We start from the raw sequence: 22,353 nt of genomic DNA on the forward strand, positions 1-22,353 counted from the left end.
TCAGGCTCCGATCCTCGCCACGGCCTCGAGCGGGATCGCCACCCAGGTCGGACGGTTGCGGGTCTCGTAGACGGTCTCGTACACGGCCTTGTCGGCGACGTAGGCGTCGAGGAGGACCCGCTGGTCCTCGTCGAGCGCGCCGTCGGCGTACGCCGTCAGGAAGTGGTTGCGGTTGCGGTGGGCCCACTCCTCGGCCCGGTAGGCGCGCTGCTCGGCGCCCTCGGGCTGGTCCTCCGCGAACTGCCGCTCCACCACGTGCGGGACGTAGTCGAAGGAGCGCAGCATCCCGGCGACGTCGCGCCAGGGGGAGTCCGGCTTGAGCCGCTCGGCCAGCGGCTTGGCCGGCTCGCCCTCGAAGTCGACGATCTTCCAGCCCAGGCTGGTGCGCAGCGTCTGGCCGAGGTGCAGGTCGCCGTGGATCTGCTGCACGGCCACGTCGTCCAGCCTCCGGAGGCGGTCGTACGCCGCGCGCAGCGTCCCGGCGTGCGGGGCCAGCTCGGGCACGACCTCGAGGGCGGCGTCCAGGCGGGCGTCCATGCCGTCCGCGAGCGCGCGCACGGCCGCGGCGTCCAGCCGCTCGACAGGGAAGTTTTCGGCGAGCACGCCGTGGACGTCGCGCAGCGCGACGCCGAGCCGCTCGGCCTCGGCCGCGAAGTCGCCGCCGGCCTCGTAGGCGTGCAGGTCCCCCTCGGCGAACAGGTTGCGGGCACTGGCCAGGGCCAGGTCCCACCCGTCGCTGGCGGTCCGCAGGAACTGCTGGAGCATGGCCAGCTGCAGGATCGTGCCCGAGCCCTCGTCGGCGCCGCTCTCGGGGTCGCCGTCGACCCAGTCCAGCCAGCCGTAGAGCGCCGCGATGTGCTCCGAGCCGGTGCGGGTCAGCACCTCGTGGACGCTGATGTCCGGGTTGACGCCCGGGGTGATCTTGCGGAACACCTTCATCAGCGAGTCCTCGCCGTAGGCGACCGAGGAGTTCGACTGCTCGCCGGAGAACAGCGTGGAGTGCGCCTCGAGGTCGAGGTCGTGGCCGGGCAGCCGGTGGAAGCGGAGGCCGCTCTCGTCGCTGAGGTTGCCGCCCGGCTCGCGGGCCGCGCGGTCGAACGCGGCGAGCCAGCAGTCCATCGCCTCCCGGTCGTGCAGGGCGTCGTACGCGTGCACCCAGCCGTGGGTGGGGTCCTCCCACCAGCCGATGAACGCGTGGTCGAGCCGGGTCTCGGGATCGGTGTAGAACGACATCGGCACCTGGTAGACCTCGGTGCCGCCCTCGCTGTCGCCGTAGGCGACCTCCACCAGGTCGATGACGACCACCGGGCTCGACTCTCGCGACGTCGGCACCTCGCCGATCCGCCGCACGTCGGAGATCTGGAACGGGCGGCCCTTGCCGCCGAACCACCGGGTCCGCCCCAGGTAGCGGTGGAACACGTCTGGCTCTGGGATCACAGCAGTAGCCCCTCTTCGGTTGTCTCCTGCGGCGTCAGCCGGAACCAGTAGAAGCCGTACCCGGCCAGGGTCAGCAGGTAGGGCAGCTCGCCGATCTCCGGGAACGGCACCCCGCCGAGCAGCTCGACCGGCCGGCGGCCCTCGAACCGGCGCAGGTCGAGCTCGACCGGCTGCGGGAACCGCGACAGGTTGTTCACGCAGAGGATCAGGTCCTCGCGTCCGTCCTCCCCGACGTGCTCGCGGACGTAGGACAGCACCGACGGGTTGGACCCGCCGAGGTCCTGGAACGTGCCGAGACCGAACGCCGGGTGGTTGCGGCGGGCGTGGATCATCCGGCGCATCCAGTGCAGGAGCGACGAGGAGTTCTCCAGCTGGGCCTCCACGTTGACCGACTGGTACCCGAAGACCGGGTCCTGGATGACCGGCCGGTCGAGCTTGCCGGGGGTCGCCGAGGAGAAGCCGGCGTTGCGGTCCGCGGTCCACTGCATCGGCGTGCGGACGCCGTCGCGGTCACCCAGCCAGATGTTGTCGCCCATCCCGATCTCGTCGCCGTAGTAGAGGACCGGCGAGCCCGGCAGCGACAGGAGGAGCGCGTTGAAGAGCTCCATCTGGTTCATGTCGTTGTCGAGCAGGGGGGCGAGCCGGCGGCGGATGCCGATGTTCGCCTTCATGCGGGGGTCCTTGGCGTACTCGCCCCACATGTAGTCGCGGTCCTCGTCGGTGACCATCTCGAGCGTCAGCTCGTCGTGGTTGCGCAGGAAGATGCCCCACTGGCAGCGGTCCGGGATCGGCGGCGTCTGCTCGAGGATCTCCGAGATGGGGAACCGCGACTCGCGGCGCACGGCCATGAAGATGCGCGGCATCACCGGGAAGTGGAACGCCATGTGGCACTCGTCGCCGCCGCCCTCGAAGTCGCCGAAGTACTCGACGACGTCCTCGGGCCACTGGTTGGCCTCGCACAGCAGCACCCGGCCGGGGTACTCGTCGTCGACGACCTTGCGGACCCTCTTGAGAAAGTCGTGGGTCTCGGGGAGGTTCTCGCCGTTGGTGCCGGGACGCTCGTAGAGGTAGGGCACGGCGTCGAGGCGGAAGCCGTCCATGCCCATGTCGAGCCAGAAGCGGATCGCGTCCAGGATCGCCTCGTGCACCCGCGGGTTGTCGAAGTTCAGGTCGGGCTGGTGGGAGAAGAAGCGGTGCCAGAAGTACTGCTGGCGCACCGGGTCCCAGGTCCAGTTCGACGGCTCGGTGTCGACGAAGATGATGCGGGCGTCCTGGTAGAGCTCGTCGGTGTCGGACCAGACGTAGAAGTCGCCGTACGGACCGTCGGGGTTCGACCGCGACTCCTGGAACCACAGGTGCTGGTCGCTGGTGTGGTTCATGACGAAGTCGATGATCACCCGGATGCCGCGCTTGTGGGCCTCGCCGAGGAAGTAGCGGAAGTCCTCGATGGTGCCGATGTCCGGGTGGACGCCGGTGTAGTCGGCGACGTCGTACCCGTCGTCGCGCAGCGGGCTGGGGAAGAACGGCGGGATCCAGAGGCAGTCGACACCCAGCCACTCCAGGTAGTCCAGCTTCTCAACCAGGCCCCGGAAGTCGCCGGTGCCGTCGGCGTTGGAGTCGCGGAACGCCCGGACCAGGACCTCGTAGAAGACCGCGGTTTTGAACCAGTCGGGTGTGCGGTTGAGGGGCTCGATCGTCACCGGGCCCTCCTCACGCTGAGGATGTGCGCCGGTTCGTGGAACGGGTCGAGCCGCACGTAGTTGTGGGCGGTCCAGTTCCAGTCGGCGCCGGTGATCTCGTCGTGGACGAGGAACGACTCGTGCTCGGTGAGCCCGAGGGCCTCCATGTCCAGGTGCACCGTCGTCTCCCGAGCCGCGTGCGGGTCGACGTTCACGACCACGATCACCACGTCGCTCTGCCCGTCGGGCAGGGTGTGCCGCTTCGAGAACACCAGGATGTTCTCGTCGTCGCTCCAGTGGACGGAGACGTTGCGGAGCAGCTGCAGGGCCGGGTGCGCGCGACGGATCTCGTTCAGCCGGGTGAGGTACGGCGCGAGCGTGCGGCCCTCGCGGTCGGCGGCGTCCCAGTCGCGGACCCGGATCTGGTACTTCTCCGAGTCGAGGTACTCCTCGCTGCCGGGCCGGACGGCGACGTGCTCGAACAGCTCGTAGCCGGCGTACACGCCCCAGCTCGGCGACCCGGTGGCGGCGATGGCGGCGCGGATCTTGAACGCCGCCGGCCCGCCGTACTGCAGGAAGGCGTGGAGGATGTCCGGGGTGTTGACGAAGAAGTTCGGCCGCATCAGGTGGTCGGACTCGTGCGAGACCTCGAGGAGGTACTCCTCGAGCTCCCACTTGGCCGTCCGCCAGGTGAAGTACGTGTAGCTCTGGTGGAAGCCGACGGCGCCGAGGGCGTGCATCATCGCCGGGCGGGTGAACGCCTCGGACAGGAAGATGACGTCGGGGTCGGTGCGCCGCACCTCCTTGAGCAGCCACTCCCAGAAGGCGACCGGCTTGGTGTGCGGGTTGTCGACCCGGAAGACCCGGACGCCGTGCGACATCCAGAGCCGGACGGTCCGCAGCACCTCCTGGCTGATGCCGGTGGGGTCGTTGTCGAAGTTGACCGGGTAGATGTCCTGGTACTTCTTCGGCGGGTTCTCGGCGTACGCGATGGTGCCGTCGGCGCGGGTCGTGAACCACTCCGGGTGGGAGGTCACCCACGGGTGGTCCGGGGCGGCCTGCAGCGCGAGGTCGAGGGCGACCTCCAGGCCGAGCCCGCGGGCCCGGGCGACGAACGCGTCGAAGTCGTCGAAGGTGCCGAGGTCGGGGTGGATCGCGTCGTGCCCGCCGTCCTTCGAGCCGATCGCCCAGGGCGAGCCGGTGTCCTCGGGCCCGGGGTCGAGGGTGTTGTTCGGGCCCTTGCGGTTCACCTCGCCGATCGGGTGGATCGGCGGCAGGTAGATCACGTCGAAGCCCATCGCAGCCACGGCGTCGAGCCGCTTCGCGGCCGTCTGGAAGTTGCCGCTGGTGACCGCGCCGGTCTTCGGGTCCTTGGTCGCGCCCTCGGAGCGCGGGAAGAACTCGTACCAGCTGCTGAACAGCGCGAGCTGCCGGTCGGCGTACGCCGGGTAGGGGCCCTCGACCGTGAGCAGCTCGCGGATCGGGTGGGTGTACAGGATCCCGGTCACCTCGGGCGACTCGAGCACCGCGAGCCGGGCCTCGGGCGGACGGCTGGTGTCGCGCGCGGCGTCGACCGCGCCCTGGAGGACCTGGGCGGCGTCGGCGGACGAGGGGTCGCGCGGGTCGAGGGAGGCCAGCACGCGCTCGAGGAGCAGCGCGCCCTCGGTGAACGTCAGCTCGACGTCGACGCCGGCCGGCACCTTGAGCGCCGCGTGGTGCTGCCAGGTCCCGAGCGGGTCGGACCAGGACACGACCTCGAAGCTCCAGGCGCCCACCGTGTCGGGGGTCACCCAGGCCTCGTAGCGGTCCGGGATCTCCGCGTGCTTGGTCATCCGGACCGGCGGCCGCCGCCGCCCGTCGGGCCCGATGAGGACCACCTCGGCGCCGAGCTTGTCGTGACCCTCGCGGAACACCGTCGCGGTCACCGGGAACGGCTCGCCGACGGTCGCCTTGGCGGGTTGCCGCCCCAGGTCCACCAAGGGCGCGACGTTCATGATGGGGATGCGTCCGACCATGATCTCCAACCTAGCGAGCGTGCGGAGGGGGTCGGCAAGTGCTGTCCGCCGACCCGTACCGCGTACCCGACCGTGCGGGTGGGAAACGCCGTGTCCGGTGGGCGACCCTGTCGGGGCCCGGAACGAGCGCGGGGCGGTGACGACCGTCACCGCCCCGCGCCCGAGTGAGTCGGGTCAGAACGCCTGCAGCTCCGCGGCGTGCACGATCGTGCCGCGGTCCGACCCGGACTTGCAGTCGGTCGAGGCGGACGGGTCGTTGTCCTGCTCACCGGCGTAGCCGGCGAACCCGGTGCACTGGTTCTCCAGCGCCACGAACCGGATCGCCGCCGCCCGCGTCGCCGGTACGGCGAACGAGCGGAGCGTCAGGTTCGGGGCCACCGGACGCGGGCGGACCGCCGGGAACGCGTCGCCGGGCGACACGTAGAACCGCTTCCAGGTCGCCTTGGCCGAGCCGCACTTCTTCACGCACGCCTCGAGCGCGAACTTCCGCAGCGCGGTGAAGCGGGAGCCCGAGTCGGGGTCGGGGTCCTTCGCGAGCGGGACCTCGTTCGGGTCGGCCGGGGCGGGGGTGAGCATCGCGCTGACCTGGACCCGGCGCACGGTGTGGACCCGGCCGGCGAGGTCGACGGTGACCGAGGGGTGCGAGACGTCGACCGTGTCGGCCGTGACCGCGCCCCACGCGGTGCGCTCGGTGCCGTCGATCAGCGACACGGCGTTCAGCGAGCCCGCGGAGGCGGCGAGGACCTTCGCCCCGTTCCGCTGGGCCGCGAGGTTCTTCGGCATGTGGAGCCGGACGACCTTGTGCTGGCCCGCCTTCACGGTGATGTGGAACCGCTTGAACCCGCGGGCCTTCGAGACCGCGAGCATCTCGTAGCGGCCCGGCGTCATCCGCAGGGTGTGCTTCACGGGGGTCACCCGGGCCTCGAAGTGCCCGACGTAGACCTTGGCCCGGGCGCCGCGGAAGACGACCTTGGCGTTCTTCGACGTCGGCGAGGCGAAGCTCGGCTTCGTGTCGCCGGAGTCGGCGTTCGGCGACGACGCGCCCTTGCCCATCCCGCGGCGCGCGAAGGCGTCCCACAGGACCTTCCGGTCCTTGCCCCCGAAGCGCATCCGGTCCGCGGCGATCATCGCGTCGCGGGCGTCGAGCATCGAGGTCGCACCCTGCTGGAGCAGGAACGCGTCGAAGACGAGCTGGATCCAGCGGCGGTTGCCCGGGCACTGGGCGGCGGGCAGCGGCGTCGCGTTGGCACGCGCCTGGGCGCAGCGCAGCTGGAGCGCCTTGTTGCCGTAGGGGAACTTCTTGTTCCACTTCTTCACCAGCGCCTGGCGGACCTCCCAGTTGGTGCCGTTCCAGATCTCGCCGTCGGCGTGCACCTCTTCGCCGGTGCTGTCGAAGCCGATGTCGGAGTAGTTCAGCGGGTTGCGGTTGATCGCGTAGTCGCGGATCGCCACGGACTTGTTGCCGGTGGCGTAGACGCCGACCGCCCAGGGGTTGCCGCCGTTGCCGTAGCCGTGGCTGAACATGTACTCGCCGGCGGTCAGGTCGCCCCAGGACTCGCCCATCGCGCCGCCCTGGAAGGACGTGATGCCCTGGTCCGGGCCGCCGATCATCCGGTTGCTGATCGCGTGGGTGTACTCGTGGCCGACGATGCCCATGTCGAGCGCGCCGTCGACGCAGGGGGAGTAGAAGGCGCCCGCGATCGGCTGGAAGAGGTACTGGTTGGTGATGCCCGGCACGCCGTCCTGCAGCGTGATCTGGTTGGCGTTGTCGCGGCCCAGGTACGACGGGGTGCCGCCGGAGAGCGCGCCGGCCTGGGCGTTGCCGGTCTCCTGGTCACCCTCGACGCCGCCGCGGCCGAAGTTGCTGGCCTGGAGGTTGTAGTTCTCCTCGGTGAAGCCCAGGTAGTAGGAGAAGTCGTGCATCCGGTTGTGCGCGACGAACAGGTTCGTCACCGTCGCGTCGATGTCGTTGCCGCCGGGGTGCAGCTGGGAGGGGTCGCACTGGGAGTTGTTCCAGGCGTCGGTGAACTCCGTGGTGTACTCACGGGTCGGCGAGGTCGGGGCCTGGGCGGTGCCGCCCGGGGTCAGCGGGCTGGCCCACGCCTCGTGGGTGTTGGCGTTGTTGCCGACCGTCGTCATCGAGCCGTTGCCGCTCCCGGACAGGGTGTCCCAGGGGCCCGGGGCCGCGACGTTGCGGAACGGGCCGGTCGGGGTCGTGCAGCCCGGGCCGGGGAACCAGCAGCCCACCACGGTGTTCTTCGGCGTGGTGTCGGGGGAGTAGTCGAGCGTCGGGTTCGCGGTGAAGTAGCGCCACCTCGGCTCGAAGCCGCGGTCGCCCGCGGACGGGCCCGCCGTGTCGCTGGTGGTCACGCTCGCCGCGTAGTTGCCCGGCGGCAGGAACGGAGCCGTCGGGTCGTCGAACGGGCAGACCTGCATCGTGTAGATGCCCTTCGGGATCGAGTCCGCGGCGTACGTCGCGGTCTCGGGGCTGGTGCCGAGGTCGCCCGCCACCAGCAGGTCGCCGCTCGGCGAGAAGATCTTCACGACGATGTCGTTGGCGGAGTTGGCCATCGCGGCGACCGCGTCGATCTGCTTGGTGTTGCCGTCGGTGAGCTCGAACTCGTGCTTCGGACCGCACTCGGTCGCCGTGACCTCGCCCTGGAACGGGTAGACGTCGTTGTTGTTCTCGACCTGGTTCTGCCGGTGCAGGATCGCGCCGGTGACGCCGTCGACCATGATCGTGTACGCGAACGCCGCGCCCTTCTCGACGTCCAGCACGTTGGTCTCGAAGACCGGGCGGACCGAGCCGTCGGCCAGGGCGAGCGCCCGCTCGCGCACCAGCTGCTGCTGGGCGAAGCCCGGGACGGTCAGCCGGGTCCATCCGCCGGTGACCTTGCTGGTGATGTCGCCGGTGTCGACCTTCCGGCCGACGTCGGCGGCCGCCTTCACGAACGCCTGGACCGGGCTCAGCGTCGCCGCCGGCGGCGCCCCCTGGGCCTTGGCGATGGACGAGGAGGCGTAGGCGATCTCGCCGTTCGCGACGCCGACGGTGACCATGCTGTCGAGCGCCGGGGAGAGGTCGCCGAACTTCTGGCGGAACAGGACCGCGCGGGCGTCGCTCTGCGCGAACCGCTGGCTGTTGACCAGCTCGAGGTCGTCCACCTGCTGGGCGGTGAGGCCGAAGACGGCGGCGTTGTCCCGCAGCCAGGCGCGCGCCGCGGTGACGGGGTCGGCCGAGGTCGCCCGCGCCAGCACGCCGTCGGCGGGCAGGATCGAGGACGGCGTGCCGAACCGGTTCCAGCGCAGGTCGACGGCGCCGAGGCGGGCCGCGGCCGTGCGTTGGGCGGCGGTGGGCAGCGCGGTGCCCCGCGCGTCGAGGTCGGTGAGGCCGGCGACGGGGTCGCCGAGGCCGCCGAGGGGGACCGTGGTGGTGTCGGGAGCGGTGGTGGCGCTCGTGGCGAGGGCGGGCAGCTGCGTGAGGCCGGGGACCAGGGTGGCGGTCAGCAAGGCCAGTGCGGCGACGCGGTAGCGGGTCATGCCCGGGCCAACGCCGGACGGCCGGGTTCGTTATGTGAACCCCGAGTTGCTCGTTTCTTTGAACGATCCAAGCCTCTCGGGGTAGCGTCGGTCGGGTGCGTGCAATTCGTCGATTCACCGTCCGGCCCGTTCTGCCTCCGGCGCTCTCCGCGCTCGGGGACCTGGCCGGCAACCTGCGTTGGTCCTGGCACCCCGAGACCCAGGACGTCTTCGAGTACGTCGACCCCGAGCGCTGGGAGTCCACCGGCCGCGACCCGGTGAAACTGCTGGGCGCCGTGGGCCGGGCCCGCCTCGAGGAGCTGGCGGCGGACGCCGACTTCCTCGCCCGGCTGGGGTCCGCCCGGGAGAGCCTGGAGCAGTACCTCACCGGCGAGCGCTGGTACCAGCGCCGGCAGCGCACCGGCGAGGACCTGCCGAGCGCGATCGCCTACTTCTCCCCGGAGTTCGGCATCACCGCGGTGCTGCCGCAGTACTCCGGCGGCCTCGGCATCCTGGCCGGCGACCACCTCAAGGCCGCCAGCGACCTCGGCGTCCCGATCCTCGGCGTCGGCCTGCTCTACCGGCACGGCTACTTCAAGCAGTCGCTGTCCCGCGAGGGCTGGCAGCAGGAGACCTACCCGGTCCTCGACCCGGACGGGCTGCCGATCTCGCTGCTGCACGAGGAGAACGGCACGCGGGCCACGATCTCGATCGCGCTGCCCGACGGCCCCGACCTGCTGGCGCGGATCTGGGTCGCCAGCGTCGGCCGGGTCCCGCTGCTGATGCTGGACACCGACGTCGAGGGCAACCCCGACCACTACCGGGACGTGACCGACCGGCTGTACGGCGGCAACAGCGAGCACCGGCTGCGCCAGGAGCTCCTCCTCGGCATCGGCGGCGTGCGCGCGATCCGCGCGTACTGCCGGATCACCGGCCACCCGGCGCCCGAGGTGTTCCACACCAACGAGGGCCACGCCGGCTTCCTCGGCCTGGAGCGGATCCGCGAGCTGACCGTCGCCGAGGGCGGCCCGAAGCTCGACCTGGACACCGCGATCGAGGTCGGCCGCGCGTCCACCGTCTTCACCACCCACACGCCGGTGCCGGCCGGCATCGACCGCTTCCCGCGCACGCTCGTCGAGCAGTACTTCAGCGAGGCCGGCCCGGTCCCCGGCGTCCCGGTCGAGCGGATCCTCGAGCTCGGCACCGAGGACTACGAGGGCGGCGACACGTCGGTCTTCAACATGGCGGTGATGGGCTTCCGGCTCGCGCAGCGCGCGAACGGCGTCTCCCAGCTGCACGGCCACGTCAGCCGGGGCATGTTCCAGGGGCTGTGGCCGGCCTTCGACGAGGCCGAGGTGCCGATCGGCTCGATCACCAACGGCGTGCACGCCCCGACCTGGGTGGCGCGGGAGATGTTCGACCTCGCGGCCGGCCAGGGCGCCGAGCGCGAGTCCGACGACACCGACGCGTTCTGGGCCGCGGTGGACAAGGTCCCCGGCGACCAGGTGTGGGCCACCAAGCGGGTGCTGCGCGACAAGCTCGTCCACGACGCCCGCAAGCGGCTGCGCAGCTCGTGGAAGAAGCGCGGGGCGGCCACGGCCGAGCTCGCGTGGATCGACAGCGCGCTCGACCCCGACGTCCTCACGATCGGCTTCGCGCGCCGGGCGGCGTCGTACAAGCGACTCACGCTGATGATGCGCGACCCCGAGCGGCTCAAGAGCCTGCTGCTGCACCCCGAGCGCCCGATCCAGCTGGTGATCGCCGGCAAGGCGCACCCGGCCGACGACGGTGGCAAGAAGCTGATCCAGGACATCGTCCGGCTCTCCGACGACCCGGAGATCCGACACCGGATCGTGTTCCTGCCCAACTACGACATCGCGATGGCGCAGCCGCTCTACCCGGGCTGCGACGTGTGGCTGAACAACCCGCTCCGTCCGTACGAGGCGTGCGGCACCTCCGGGATGAAGGCCGCGCTCAACGGCGGCCTCAACCTGTCGGTGCTCGACGGCTGGTGGGACGAGTGGTACGACGGCGACAACGGCTGGGCGATCCCGACCGCCGACGGCGTCGAGGACGTCGACCACCGCGACGACCTCGAGGCGGCCGCTCTCTACGACCTCATCGAGAACGACGTCGCGCCGCGCTTCTACGACCTCGACGCCGAGGGCGTGCCGACGCGCTGGCTGGAGATGACCCGCCACACGCTCAAGTCGCTGGGCCCGAAGGTGCTCGCGACCCGGATGGTCCGCGACTACGTCCGCCAGCTCTACGCGCCGGCCGCGACCACCGCGCACCGCCTGAACGCCGACTACGCCGGTGCCGCCGAGCTCGCCGCGTGGAAGAAGAAGGTGCGGGCCGGCTGGCCGCACGTGCACGTCGAGCACGTCGAGAGCAGCGGCGTCGGCGACGCCCCGGAGGTCGGCGACACGATGAGCGTCCGCGCGTTCGTGGCGCTGGGCTCGCTCGCCCCCGAGGACGTCGACGTCCAGCTCGTCTACGGCCGCAGCAACGGCGACGACGAGCTGCTGGAGACCGGCATCGAGTCGCTGCACGTGGCCGAGTCCTACGAGGGGGGCCGGCACCGGTTCGACGCCGAGCACGTCCTCGACCACTCCGGCTCGTTCGGCTACACGGTGCGCGTCATCCCGCGCAACGACCTCCTGGCCTCCCCGGCCGAGCTCGGCATGGTCGCGCTGCCCTGAGGCCGACTCGGCGCTACTGCAGGTCTACGGGCCGCCGAGTCGGCGCTACTGCAGGTCTACGGGCCGCCGAGTCGGCGCTACTGCAGGTGTGAGCCCTGCATTCGCGCCGACTCGGCGCCATGGCGGCCTGCATTCGCGCCGACTCGGCGTCAGAGCTGGCGGAAGACGACGACGGTGCGCCGGCCGATCGCGAGCCGGTCGCCGGCCTTGATCGGGGTGCCGACGGGGAGCTTGGCGTCGGTCGAGAGCACGACCTCGCCGGTGTGCACCCACTCGTTCTCCGGGATGGTGATCTTCTGGGGCAGCCAGTCGGAGTTGAACCAGATCATGAACGACTTGTCGACCTGCTGCTCGCCGCGCGGGCCGGGCGCGCGGAGCGGGTCGCCGGAGACGAACATGCCGATCGCCCGCAGGTGCGGGTCGTGCCAGTCGTCGCCGGTCATCTCGCGCCCCGAGGGGTGCAGCCAGGCCAGGTCCTTGGCGCCGCCGAGCATCGTCGGCCGGCCCTCGAACCAGTGCCGCTGCCGCAGCGCCGGGTGCTCGCGCCGCAGCCGGAGCGCGGTCTTGGTGATCTCGTAGACGTCCAGCCACGCGTCGTCCGGGCGCCAGTCGATCCAGGACACCTCGTTGTCCTGCGCGTAGGCGTTGTTGTTGCCGCGCTGGGTCCGCCCGCGCTCGTCGCCGGCGGTGATCATCGGGACGCCGTTGGACAGGCAGAGCGTCGCCATCATGTTCGCGGCCTGGCGACGGCGTACGGCGAGCAGCGCCGCGTCGCCGGTCTCGCCCTCGGCGCCGTGGTTCCAGGACCGGTTGTTGTCGGTGCCGTCGCGGTTGTCCTCGCCGTTGGCCTCGTTGTGCTTCCGCTCGTAGGACACCAGGTCGCGCAGCGTGAACCCGTCGTGCGCGGTGACGAAGTTGATCGAGGCGTACGGCGAGCGGCCGTCGTCGAGGTACAGGTCGGACGACCCGGCGAGCCTGGTGGCCACGGTGCGGATCCCGGAGGAGTGGTTGCGCCAGAAGTCCCGGATCTCGTCGCGGTACTGGTCGTTCCACTCCACCCACGGCGGCGGGAACTCACCCACCCGGTAGCCGTCCATGGAGGCGTCCCAGGGCTCGGCGATCAGCTTCACGTGCCGCAGGACCGGGTCCTGCCCGATCGCCATCAGCAGGTGGTTGTTCATGTCGACCCGGTGGTGCACCCGGGTCAGCGCCGACATCAGGTCGAACCGGAACCCGTCCACGTGCATCTCGGTGACCCAGTAGCGCAGCGAGTCGAGGATCAGCCGCAGCGCGAAGGGGTTCGACGCGTCGACGGTGTTGCCGCAGCCGGTGACGTCCCAGTAGGTGTCCTGGAACGGCTCGCCCGCAGCGGAGCCGGCGACCCGGCAGTAGAACCCGCGGTCGTCGAGCCCGCGGAACGACAGCGTCGGCCCGAGCGCGCCCGCCTCGGCCGTGTGGTTGTAGACCACGTCGAGGATCACCTCGAGCCCCGCCTCGTGGTACGCCTTCACCATCTGCTTGAACTCGGTCACCTGCTGGCCCCGGTCGCCACCGGCGGAGTAGGCGTTGTGCGGGGCGAAGTAGCCGATCGAGTTGTAGCCCCAGTAGTTCGTCAGCCCGCGCTCGAGCAGCGCCGGCTCGGACACGAACTGGTGCACGGGCAGCAGCTCGACCGCGGTGACCCCGAGGTCCTTGAGGTAGTCGATGACGGCCGGCGTCGCGAGCCCCGCGTACGTGCCCCGCAGCTCCTCGGGCACCCGGTCGTGCAGCGCGGTCATGCCCTTGACGTGCAGCTCGTAGATCACGCTGTCGCGCCAGCGGTGCCGCATCGGCTGGTCGTCACCCCAGTCGAACCGGTCGTCCACCACCACGCCGAGCGGCACGAACGGCGCGGAGTCCAGCTCGCTGCGACGCTCCGGCTCGCCGACGACGTAGCCGAAGATCGCGGGGTCGACGGTGAGGTCGCCCGCGACCGCCTTGGCGAACGGGTCCAGCAGCAGCTTGTTCTCGTTGAAGCGCAGGCCCTGCGCGGGGTCCCACGGGCCGTCCACCCGGAAGCCGTAGCGGGTCCCGGGCCGGACGCCGGGGATCGCGCCGTGCCAGATGCCCAGCGCCTGCTCGGTCAGCCGGTGCTGCACCTCGTGGCCGTCGTCGTCGAAGAGCGAGACGAACGCCGCGGTCGCGCGCGGGGCGTGCACGGCGAAGTTCGTCGCCTCCTCAGACCAGGTCGCACCCAGCGGCCAGTTACGGCCCGGCCACACCGGGGCACGCTCACCGCGGGTACGCCAGAGTCCGGGGGTCACCCGCCCCATTGTTCCCGATACGGTCGGGGCAGTTGAACCGACCCGACCCAACCAGAGAGGTGGCCGCCCCATGGGGGAGTTCGTGCGACTGGAGGTGGCCGACGGCGTCGGCACGATCCGGCTGGACCGGCCGAAGATGAACGCGCTCAACGTGCAGGTCCAGGAGGAGATCCGGGCCGCCGCCGTCGAGGCCACCGAGCGCGACGACGTCCGGGCCGTGGTGCTGTACGGCGGGGAGCGCGTCTTCGCCGCCGGGGCGGACATCAAGGAGATGGCCGACATGTCGTACACCGACATGGTCAAGCGCTCCGGTGCGCTGCAGTCGTCGTTCGGCGCCGTCGCCCGGATCCCGAAGCCGGTCGTCGCCGCGGTCACCGGCTACGCGCTCGGCGGCGGCTGCGAGCTCGCGCTCTGCGCGGACGTCCGGTTCGCCGCGGAGGACGCGGTGCTCGGGCAGCCGGAGGTGCTGCTCGGCATCATCCCGGGCGCCGGGGGCACCCAGCGGCTGACCCGCCTGGTCGGCCCGAGCAAGGCGAAGGACCTGATCTTCACCGGCCGGTTCGTCAAGGCCGACGAGGCGCTGGCGATCGGCCTGGTCGACCGCGTCCTGCCGGCCGACCGGGTGTACGACGAGGCGGTGGCCTGGGCGCAGCAGTTCGCGGGCGCCGCGGCGTTCGCGCTCCGCGCCGCGAAGGAGAGCATCGACCGCGGCCTCGAGGTCGACCTCGAGACCGGCCTGGAGATCGAGCGGCAGCAGTTCGCGGCGCTGTTCGCGACCGAGGACCGCGGCATCGGCATGCGGTCGTTCGTCGAGAGCGGCCCCGGCAAGGCGAGGTTCGAGGGCCGATGAGCCGCAGCAGCGCCGTACGCACCCGGGTCGCGCAGGTGGTCTGGGTGGTCGCCGTCGTGTGCGCCCTCCTCCTCGCCGTGGGGGCGCTGCTGATCGCCCTGGACGCCAACCAGCACAACGCGCTGGTGAAGTTCGTGCTCGACGCCGCCGACGTCCTCGATCTCGAGGTGTTCTCGCGCGGCAACGGCATCTTCGAGTTCCACGGCGGCGACGCGGCCACCAAGAACGCGCTGGCGAACTGGGGCCTGGCGGCCATCGCCTACCTCGTCGTGGGCCGGGTCCTGGAGCGGGTCATCCGGCCCTGACCCCGGTCCGGCGCGGCCGCAACCGTGACAGCGCCGCTGTGACGAACCCGACCCTCGCACGAGTTTCGACGCCGGTGACCCGGCGGTAGCCTCACGACCAACCCGAGTACACAGGAGGGGCCCGAGGGGCCACACCCACCATGAACATTGTCGTCTGTGTGAAGTACGTCCCCGACGCCACTGCCGACCGGCAGTTCGAGTCGGACAACACCGTGGACCGCGTCGGCGTCGACGGGCTCCTGTCGGAGCTCGACGAGTACGCCGTCGAACAGGCCCTGCAGCTCAAGGAGAAGGCGGGCGATGACACCAAGGTGACCGCCCTCTGCGTCGGCCCGGAGAAGGCCGTCGACGCGGTGCGCAAGGCCCTGCAGATGGGCGCCGACGAGGGCGTGCTCGTCACCGACGAGGCGATCGCCGGCTCGGACGCCGCCGCCACCTCGCTGGTGCTGGCGAAGGCCGTCGAGAAGGCCGGCGCGGACAGCAAGGTGGACCTGGTGCTGTGCGGCATGTCCTCGACGGACGGCGCGATGAGCGTCGTCCCGGCGATGCTGGCCGAGCGCCTGAACCTGCCCCAGGTCACGCTCGCGTCGGTGGTCGAGACCCAGGGCGACCAGGTGCGCGTCAAGCGCGACGGCGACACCGCGACCGAGGTGATCGGCGCGACGATGCCGCTGGTGCTGTCGGTCACGGACCAGTCGGGCGAGGCCCGCTACCCGTCGTTCAAGGGCATCATGGCCGCCAAGAAGAAGCCGCTGGAGACCTGGTCGCTCGGCGACCTCGGCGTCGACGCGGGCCAGGTCGGCCTGGACGCGGCGTGGACCGCGGTCGAGGAGACCACCGCCCGCCCGCCGCGCACCGCCGGCGAGGTCGTCAAGGACGAGGACGGGTCGGGCGCCACGGCGCTGGCCGAGTTCCTCGCCTCGAAGAAGTTCATCTGAGGAGCGCTGCCTGATGTCTGAAGTTCTCGTTCTGATCGACCACGCCGAGGGTGCGGTCCGCAAGCCGACGTACGAGCTCCTCACGATCGCCAAGCGTCTGGGCGAGCCGTCCGCCGTCTTCATCGGCCCGGCCGGCCAGGCGTCCGACGTCGCGGAGAAGGTCAAGGCGTACGGCGCCGAGAAGGTCTACGTCGTCGACGACAGCCAGATCAAGGGCTACCTGGTGGCCCCGAAGGCGGAGGCGCTGCAGCAGCTCGCCGAGAAGACGTCGCCCGCCGCGATCCTGATCCCGTCCTCCGCGGAGGGCAAGGAGGTCGCCGCCCGGCTCTCGATCAAGCTGGAGTCCGGCCTGATCACCGACGCCGTCGACGTCCAAGAGGGCCCGGTGACCACGCAGAGCGTGTTCGCGGGCAGCTACACCGTCACCGCGAAGGTCATCCACGGCACGCCGATCATCACCGTGAAGCCGAACTCCGCCGCCCCCGAGGAGTCCGCGGGTGCCGGCACCGTCGAGGAGTTCGAGGTGACGGTCTCCGACGCCGCGAAGGCCGCCCAGATCGTGGCCTCGCAGCCGCGGAAGGCGACCGGACGTCCCGAGCTGACCGAGGCCGCGATCGTGGTCTCCGGTGGCCGTGGCACCGGCGGCAACTTCGAGCCGGTGGAGAACCTCGCCGACGCCATCGGCGGCGCGGTCGGCGCCTCGCGCGCCGCAGTCGACTCCGGCTGGATCCCGCACACCTTCCAGATCGGGCAGACCGGCAAGACCGTGTCGCCGCAGCTGTACATCGCGACCGGCATCTCCGGCGCGATCCAGCACCGCGCCGGCATGCAGACGTCGAAGACGATCGTGGCCGTCAACAAGGACGAGGAGGCCCCGATCTTCGAGCTCGTCGACTTCGGTGTGGTGGGCGACCTGCACACGGTCCTCCCGGCCCTCACCGACGAGGTCACCAAGCGCAAGGGCTGACCACCCTGATCCCCGGGAACGACGGCGACTTCGCGTCGCTCCAGCCGCTCGAGGGCGGCTGGTCCGGGGAGACGTTCGTCGCCGAGGCCGGCGGAGACCGCACCGTGGTGCGGATCTTCGCCGGCCTCCGTCATGCTCCGCAGGCGGCCGAGATCCAGGCCGCGCTCCTGCGCCTGGTGCGCGGGCTGCTGCCGGTGCCGGCCGTCCTCGAGCAGCGTCCGGGACTGCTCGTGACCGAGTACCTGCCCGGCGTACGCGCCGACCTGGTGCTGCCGACCCTCTCGCCCGACCGGCTCCGGCGCCTGGGGGAGTCGCTCGGCGCGGTCGCCGCCACGCTGGGTGGCATGCCGATGCTGCGCCGCGGCGTGTTCGCCGACGCGGACCTGACGGTCACGCCGTACGACCTCGAGCTCCCGCCGTCGCTGGGGCCACTCGCCGAGCGCGCGGACAGCCTGCTCGACACCGAGCCGCGCACCTGCCTGGTGCACAGCGACCTCAACCCCAAGAACCTGCTCGTGGACCCGGACACGCTGGCGGTCACGGGCGTGCTCGACTGGGAGTTCGCGCACGCGGGCCATCCGTTCACCGACCTCGGCAACCTGCTCCGCTTCGACCGGGAGCCGGCGTACGTCGAGGGCGTGCTGGCGGCGTACGCCGCGGCCCGCGGCACCGCCCCCGAGGCGGCCCTGGACCTGGCCCGCGCCGCCGACCTCTACGCCCTGTCCGAGCTGGCCTCGCGCGCCGGGGAGAACCCGGTGGCCGACCGCGCCGCGGTCCGACTCGCGGCGATCGTCGCCGCCCAGGACTGGCACGCCACCGACGTCTCGACTCAACGGGGAGTGGGTATCGGGGGAGGGTGACCGACATCCCGCAGCCGGCCCTGGCGACGCTCAGCCACGAGCGGTTCTGGGAGGACGGCTGGGTCTACGAGCGCAAGCTCGACGGGCAGCGCTGCCTGGCGGTGCGGACGGGACAGGGCACCCGGCTCTACTCGCGCAGCGGCCGCGACGTCACCGTGGCGTTCCCGGAGATCGCCGAGGCGCTGGAGCAGCAGGCGTCGTCGGACTTCGTGGTCGACGGCGAGGTGGTGGCGTTCGAGGGCTCGCGCACCAGCTTCGCCCGGCTCCAGCCGCGGATCCACCTCAGCAGCGCGGCGAAGGCGCGGCGCAGCGGGGTGGCCGTCTACCTCTACGCGTTCGACGTGCTGCGCGCCGACGGCGCGGACGTCCGCCGGGAGCCGCTGCTCGACCGCAAGCGACGGCTCCGGAACCTTCTCACCTGGGACGACCCGGTCCGCTACACCCCGCACCGCGTGCACGGCGGCGAGGAGTGGTTCGGCGAGATCTGCGCGAAGGGCTGGGAGGGCCTGATCGCCAAGCGGGCCGACGCGGCGTACTCCACGGGCCGCACCAAGGACTGGCTGAAGTTCAAGTGCGAGGCCGGCCAGGAGCTGGTCGTCGTCGGCTGGACCGACCCGGAGGGCTCGCGCGTGGCGCTGGGTGCGCTGCTGCTCGGCTACTACCGCGGCGACGACCTCGTGTACGCCGGCAAGGTCGGCACCGGCTTCAGCCAGGCGGTGCTCCGCGACCTGCACGCGCGGCTGACGCGGCTCGAGCGCGACACGAGCCCGTGCACGAAGGGCGCCCTGCCGCGCAAGGGCGTGCACTGGGCCGAGCCCGAGCTGGTGGTCGAGGTGGCGTTCACCGAGTGGACGACCGCGGGCCAGCTGCGCCACCCGCGCTACCTGGGACTGCGGACGGACAAGAAGGCGAAGGACGTGGTGAGGGAGTGAAGGTCGCAGGCGTAGAGATCAGCAAGCCCGACAAGGTCCTCTTCCCGGACGACGGCATCACCAAGGCCGTCCTGGCGGAGTACTACGCCGGCGTCGCGGACCGGATGCTGCCGCACCTGAAGGACCGGCCGATCAACATGCAGCGCTTCCCGGACGGCATCGGGAAGTTCTCGTTCTACGAGAAGAAGGTGCCCTCGCACTTCCCGGACTGGGTGCGCACGGTCGAGGTGCAGACCGCCGACGGCCCGCAGCGGCAGGTGGTGATCGACGACCGGCGCAGCCTGGTCTACCTCGCCCAGCAGGCGTGCATCACCCCGCACACCTGGCTCAGCCGGGCGGAGCACCTGGACCGCCCCGACCAGCTCGTCCTCGACCTCGACCCCAGTGCCCCCGACGAACAGAGTGACCTGGCGAAGGTCCGCCGCGCGACTCGGCTGGCCGGCGAGGCCCTGGAGGACCTCGGGCTCACGACGTACCTCAAGACCACCGGCTCCCGGGGCTACCACGTGGTGGTGCCGCTGCGGCCGGAGGAGGGGTTCGACGAGGTGCGTGCGTTCGCGCGGGCGGTCGCCGAGCGGCTGGTCGAGCGTGAGCCCGACCTGCTCACCCTGGAGGCGCGCAAGGCCAACCGCGGCGACCGGGTGCTCGTGGACATCTTGCGCAACGGCTACGGGCAGACCGTGGTGCCGCCGTACGCCGTGCGCGCGCGGCCGGGCGCTCCGGTCTCGGCGCCGATCGCGTGGGACGAGCTGTCCCGGGTGCGGCCGGCGCAGGTCACCATCGCGAACCTGGGCCGCCGGCTGGCCGCGAAGGACGACCCCTGGGCCGGGATGCGCCGGCACGCCAGCGGCCTGGCGCGGGCGCGCCGGCGCCTGTGAGCGCCGGGGTCAGCCCTGGCCGCCGTACCCCTCCTCGTGGACGATGCCGACCTGGGGGACCGTCACCTTGCGGTGCTGGGGCGACCCGCTGATCCGGATCTCCCGCAGCGACTGGTTGTTGTCCGTCGAGGACTCGACCAGCTTGTGCTCGGGGTTGGCGGTCACCGCGATGTAGTAGGTCCCGTTGGGCAGGTCCGCGATCGGGAAGGACTGCCCGGCCCGGTACTGCGAGTAGGTGTCGCCCCATCCGGAGACCAGCACCTCGCGGATCGAGAGCGACGAGTAGTCGCCGCACGAGGTGGAGAGGTCGGTGTTCTCCGGCCTCCAGTCGGCGGCCGGCACGGTGAGGTCGACGGAGTCGGTGTTCGCGAGGCAGAAGGCCTCCTTCTTCGACTTCGCGACCTGGGTCTGGTCCGCGTCGAGGAGCGTGTAGCGGGCGAAGTCCTCGAAGTGCCAGTGCGAGTGCGACGGCCGGGGGTCCCACTCCATCGAGCCGACCGGCTGGTAGCCGGTCTGGTTGCCGGCGGCGTCGAAGAAGTACTGGTAGGCGTCCATCAGGTCCTCGCCGTCGCGGCGGAAGCCGTCGACGACCAGCGGGCTGTCGCCGGCGTTCCACACGGTCGCGGAGAACCGCAGGTAGGTGCCCTTCTTGTTCAGCGAGATGCCCCACGCGGGCAGCGACCGCAGGTCGGGCTGCGGCCCGCCCTCGTCGGCGCGGCCGGCGGGGCCGGTCGGCCGGTGCGCCGCGGGCCTCGCCAGGTCGCGGTGCCGGCCCACCGACGCGGCCTCGCCGCCGCGCTCGTCGGTGACCGTGAGGGCGAGGCTGCGGGTCGCCTCGTCCGGGCTGATCCCGAAGATCTCCGCGTACCGGCTCCGGATGGTCGCCGTCACGGTGTACTCGCCGGGGCCGATCCGCAGCGGCCTGCTCTGGCTCAGGACCGGCGTCGCCCAGCCGGCCTGGATGCCCTGCACCGAGCCGAGGCTGTAGGCGTTGTACCAGCAGCCGACGGGGTACGGCGAGCGCGGGTCGGCGTTCGGGTCGACCCGCTCGGAGTACCCGTTGAGGCACCCCTTCCTGGTCATCGTCAGCGTGTCCTCGCCGCGCTTCTTCGGGTCGATCGTGATCTTCAGGAAGCGGTCCAGGCCGGAGAAGTCCGACATCGATCCGGCCGGCAGGGGCACGTCGCCGGCCGCGGAGTGCCAGACGGTCTGGATCTGGTCGTCGTACGACGGCCGTTGCGACCAGAGCTCGAACGGCGCGCCGTGCGCGATCACCCGCAGGCCGAGGTCGGTCCAGGTGCGGTGCCGGAAGGCGAAGGCGGTCACGTGCGACGGCGCCCACAGGGTGATCGGAGCGGCCGGGTCCGCCTTCGGGGCCTGCGGGGACTGCGCGGTCGCAGCCGGTCCGACGGAGGCGAGCAGCGGGGCGGCCAGCAGCAGGCCTGCGGCGGCGAGGAGGGAACGGCGCAACGGAGGGACCTTTCCGGAGGTGAGCCTGACCAACGTACGACGCAGGGACGGCCGGATCGGTTGCGACGCCCTACTCTCGTCCACATGACCAGTCCAGTCGTCGTGCTCGCCGAGCGCGCCCGCGCGGCCAGCCACGGGCTGGCGCTAGCGACCCGCGCGCAGAAGGACCGAGCGCTGGAGGCGATGGCCGACGCGCTCTGCACCCACGAGGACGCGATCCTCGCGGCCAACGCCGAGGACGTCGCCCGCGCCGAGGACGGCGGCGCGCCGCCGAACATCGTCGACCGGCTCCGGCTCACGCCCGAGCGGCTCGCGGGCATGGCGCAGGGGCTGCGCGAGGTGGCCGGCCTGCCCGACCCGGTGGGCGAGGTGGTGCGCGGCAGCACCCTCGCCAACGGGCTCGAGCTGCGCCAGGTGCGGGTGCCGTTCGGCGTGGTCGGGATGATCTACGAAGCCCGGCCGAACGTCACCGCGGACGCGGCGGGCATCTGCCTGAAGTCCGGGAACGCCGTGCTGCTGCGCGGCAGCTCCAGCGCGAGCGCCAGCAACGCCGCGATCGTGGCGGCGCTCCGCTCGGCCGTGGCGGACGCCGGTCTGGAGTCGGACGTCGTCCAGCTGGTGCCGGCCGACAGCCGCGACACCGTCAAGGAGCTGATGCGCGCCCGCGGGCTGGTCGACGTGCTGATCCCGCGCGGGGGAGCGGGCCTGATCCGCTCGGTGGTCGAGGAGTCGACCGTGCCGGTCATCGAGACCGGCGTCGGCAACTGCCACGTGTACGTCGACCGGGCCGCCGACCTCGACAAGGCGCTGGCGATCGTCGTGAACGCCAAGACCCAGCGCACCAGCGTGTGCAACGCCGCCGAGTCGCTCCTGGTGCACGCCGACGTCGCCGACGCGTTCCTGCCGCGGGTGGTCGCCGCGCTGCAGGACGCCGGCGTCACCGTCCACGGCGACGCGGCGTTCCAGGCGCTGGACGGCGTGGTCCCGGCCACCGACGAGGACTACGCCGAGGAGTACCTCTCGCTCGACATCTCCGCGGCCGTCGTACCCGACCTGGAGGCGGCGATCCGCCACATCCGGCGGTACTCCAGCCAGCACACCGAGGCGATCGTCACCGAGGACCTGGCCGCGGCCCGCCACTTCACCGCCGCCGTCGACTCCGCCGCGGTGCTGGTCAACGCGTCCACGCGGTTCACCGACGGCGGGGAGTTCGGCTTCGGTGCCGAGATCGGGATCAGCACCCAGAAGCTGCACGCCCGCGGCCCGATGGGGCTGCCGGAGATGACCTCGACCAAGTACGTCGTGACCGGCGACGGCCACGTCCGCTGACCCCGGTAGGCTGTCGCCCATGCTGAACCCGTACGTCGTCGCCCTCGCCGCCGAGGAAGCCGTCAACGAGAACGTGCCGAACCACTGGTTGGTCGGTGGCGTCACGCTCGCGATCCTGCTCGCGCTGATCGTCGCGCTCCTGATCTTCGGCGCGGGACGCGAGCACAGCTGA

At 71.6% G+C, this 22,353-nt stretch carries 16 protein-coding genes; 10 read left to right on the plus strand and 6 right to left on the minus strand.

From position 1 onward, the window contains the following. The 4 genes from ABD086_RS17565 to ABD086_RS17580 form a co-directional block, all read right to left on the minus strand. Complete coding sequence (locus ABD086_RS17565; protein WP_343908903.1) at window positions 1-1,437, minus strand: maltokinase N-terminal cap-like domain-containing protein; 1,437 nt, start codon at window positions 1,435-1,437, stop codon at window positions 1-3. Beyond that, window positions 1,434-3,137 carry a maltose alpha-D-glucosyltransferase gene (treS, locus tag ABD086_RS17570; protein WP_343908904.1) on the minus strand — a complete coding sequence of 568 codons (1,704 nt, stop codon included), beginning with the start codon at window positions 3,135-3,137 and terminating at the stop codon, window positions 1,434-1,436. The genes ABD086_RS17565 and treS overlap by 4 nt, the downstream gene beginning before the upstream one ends. Next, window positions 3,134-5,131 carry an alpha-1,4-glucan--maltose-1-phosphate maltosyltransferase gene (locus ABD086_RS17575; protein ID WP_343908905.1) on the minus strand — a complete coding sequence of 666 codons (1,998 nt, stop codon included), beginning with the start codon at window positions 5,129-5,131 and terminating at the stop codon, window positions 3,134-3,136. The genes treS and ABD086_RS17575 overlap by 4 nt, the downstream gene beginning before the upstream one ends. A gap of 174 nt (window positions 5,132-5,305) precedes the next feature. Beyond that, the gene (locus ABD086_RS17580) at window positions 5,306-8,668 is read right to left on the minus strand and encodes a M36 family metallopeptidase (protein WP_343908906.1); all 3,363 of its coding nucleotides are present in this window, start codon (window positions 8,666-8,668) and stop codon (window positions 5,306-5,308) included. Window positions 8,669-8,763: 95 nt separating this feature from the next. On the opposite strand from ABD086_RS17580, the gene glgP reads away from it, so the two are divergent. Further along, a complete protein-coding gene (gene glgP / locus ABD086_RS17585) occupies window positions 8,764-11,349 on the plus strand; it encodes an alpha-glucan family phosphorylase (RefSeq protein ID WP_343908907.1) in 2,586 nt (861 codons plus the stop codon). A 149-nt stretch (window positions 11,350-11,498) separates the two neighbouring features. On the opposite strand, the gene glgX is transcribed toward glgP, so the two are convergent. Continuing rightward, the gene (gene glgX, locus ABD086_RS17590; RefSeq protein WP_343908908.1) at window positions 11,499-13,652 is read right to left on the minus strand and encodes a glycogen debranching protein GlgX; all 2,154 of its coding nucleotides are present in this window, start codon (window positions 13,650-13,652) and stop codon (window positions 11,499-11,501) included. Window positions 13,653-13,722: 70 nt separating this feature from the next. Between glgX and ABD086_RS17595 the strand changes: the two genes are divergently transcribed. From ABD086_RS17595 to ligD (ABD086_RS17625), 7 genes are all read left to right on the plus strand, one after another. Further along, on the plus strand, window positions 13,723-14,502 hold the full coding sequence (locus ABD086_RS17595) for an enoyl-CoA hydratase/isomerase family protein (RefSeq protein ID WP_343908909.1): 780 nt from the start codon (window positions 13,723-13,725) through the stop codon (window positions 14,500-14,502). Beyond that, a complete protein-coding gene (locus ABD086_RS17600; RefSeq protein WP_343908910.1) occupies window positions 14,499-14,807 on the plus strand; it encodes a hypothetical protein in 309 nt (102 codons plus the stop codon). The genes ABD086_RS17595 and ABD086_RS17600 overlap by 4 nt, the downstream gene beginning before the upstream one ends. Before the next feature lie 140 nt (window positions 14,808-14,947). Continuing rightward, window positions 14,948-15,745 carry an electron transfer flavoprotein subunit beta/FixA family protein gene (locus ABD086_RS17605; RefSeq protein ID WP_343908911.1) on the plus strand — a complete coding sequence of 266 codons (798 nt, stop codon included), beginning with the start codon at window positions 14,948-14,950 and terminating at the stop codon, window positions 15,743-15,745. Between the two features lie 13 nt (window positions 15,746-15,758). Then, window positions 15,759-16,712 carry an electron transfer flavoprotein subunit alpha/FixB family protein gene (locus ABD086_RS17610; protein ID WP_343908912.1) on the plus strand — a complete coding sequence of 318 codons (954 nt, stop codon included), beginning with the start codon at window positions 15,759-15,761 and terminating at the stop codon, window positions 16,710-16,712. An 8-nt stretch (window positions 16,713-16,720) separates the two neighbouring features. Beyond that, complete coding sequence (locus tag ABD086_RS17615; RefSeq protein WP_343909023.1) at window positions 16,721-17,572, plus strand: phosphotransferase family protein; 852 nt, start codon at window positions 16,721-16,723, stop codon at window positions 17,570-17,572. Further along, complete coding sequence (ligD, locus tag ABD086_RS17620; protein ID WP_343908913.1) at window positions 17,569-18,504, plus strand: non-homologous end-joining DNA ligase; 936 nt, start codon at window positions 17,569-17,571, stop codon at window positions 18,502-18,504. The genes ABD086_RS17615 and ligD (ABD086_RS17620) overlap by 4 nt, the downstream gene beginning before the upstream one ends. Continuing rightward, on the plus strand, window positions 18,501-19,382 hold the full coding sequence (gene ligD, locus ABD086_RS17625) for a non-homologous end-joining DNA ligase (RefSeq protein ID WP_343908914.1): 882 nt from the start codon (window positions 18,501-18,503) through the stop codon (window positions 19,380-19,382). The genes ligD (ABD086_RS17620) and ligD (ABD086_RS17625) overlap by 4 nt, the downstream gene beginning before the upstream one ends. A 9-nt stretch (window positions 19,383-19,391) precedes the next feature. Here ligD (ABD086_RS17625) and ABD086_RS17630 read toward each other — a convergent pair whose 3' ends face one another. Beyond that, complete coding sequence (locus tag ABD086_RS17630; RefSeq protein ID WP_343908915.1) at window positions 19,392-20,852, minus strand: lysyl oxidase family protein; 1,461 nt, start codon at window positions 20,850-20,852, stop codon at window positions 19,392-19,394. Window positions 20,853-20,936: 84 nt separating this feature from the next. On the opposite strand from ABD086_RS17630, the gene ABD086_RS17635 reads away from it, so the two are divergent. Further along, window positions 20,937-22,181: a glutamate-5-semialdehyde dehydrogenase gene (locus ABD086_RS17635; protein WP_343908916.1), complete on the plus strand. Its 1,245-nt coding sequence runs from the start codon at window positions 20,937-20,939 to the stop codon at window positions 22,179-22,181. Window positions 22,182-22,200: 19 nt separating this feature from the next. After that, entirely contained in the window at window positions 22,201-22,353 is a 153-nt protein-coding gene (locus ABD086_RS17640) for a hypothetical protein (protein ID WP_343908917.1), read from the plus strand.

This window comes from Nocardioides aquiterrae (assembly GCF_039526625.1).
GTDB lineage: Bacteria > Actinomycetota > Actinomycetes > Propionibacteriales > Nocardioidaceae > Nocardioides > Nocardioides aquiterrae.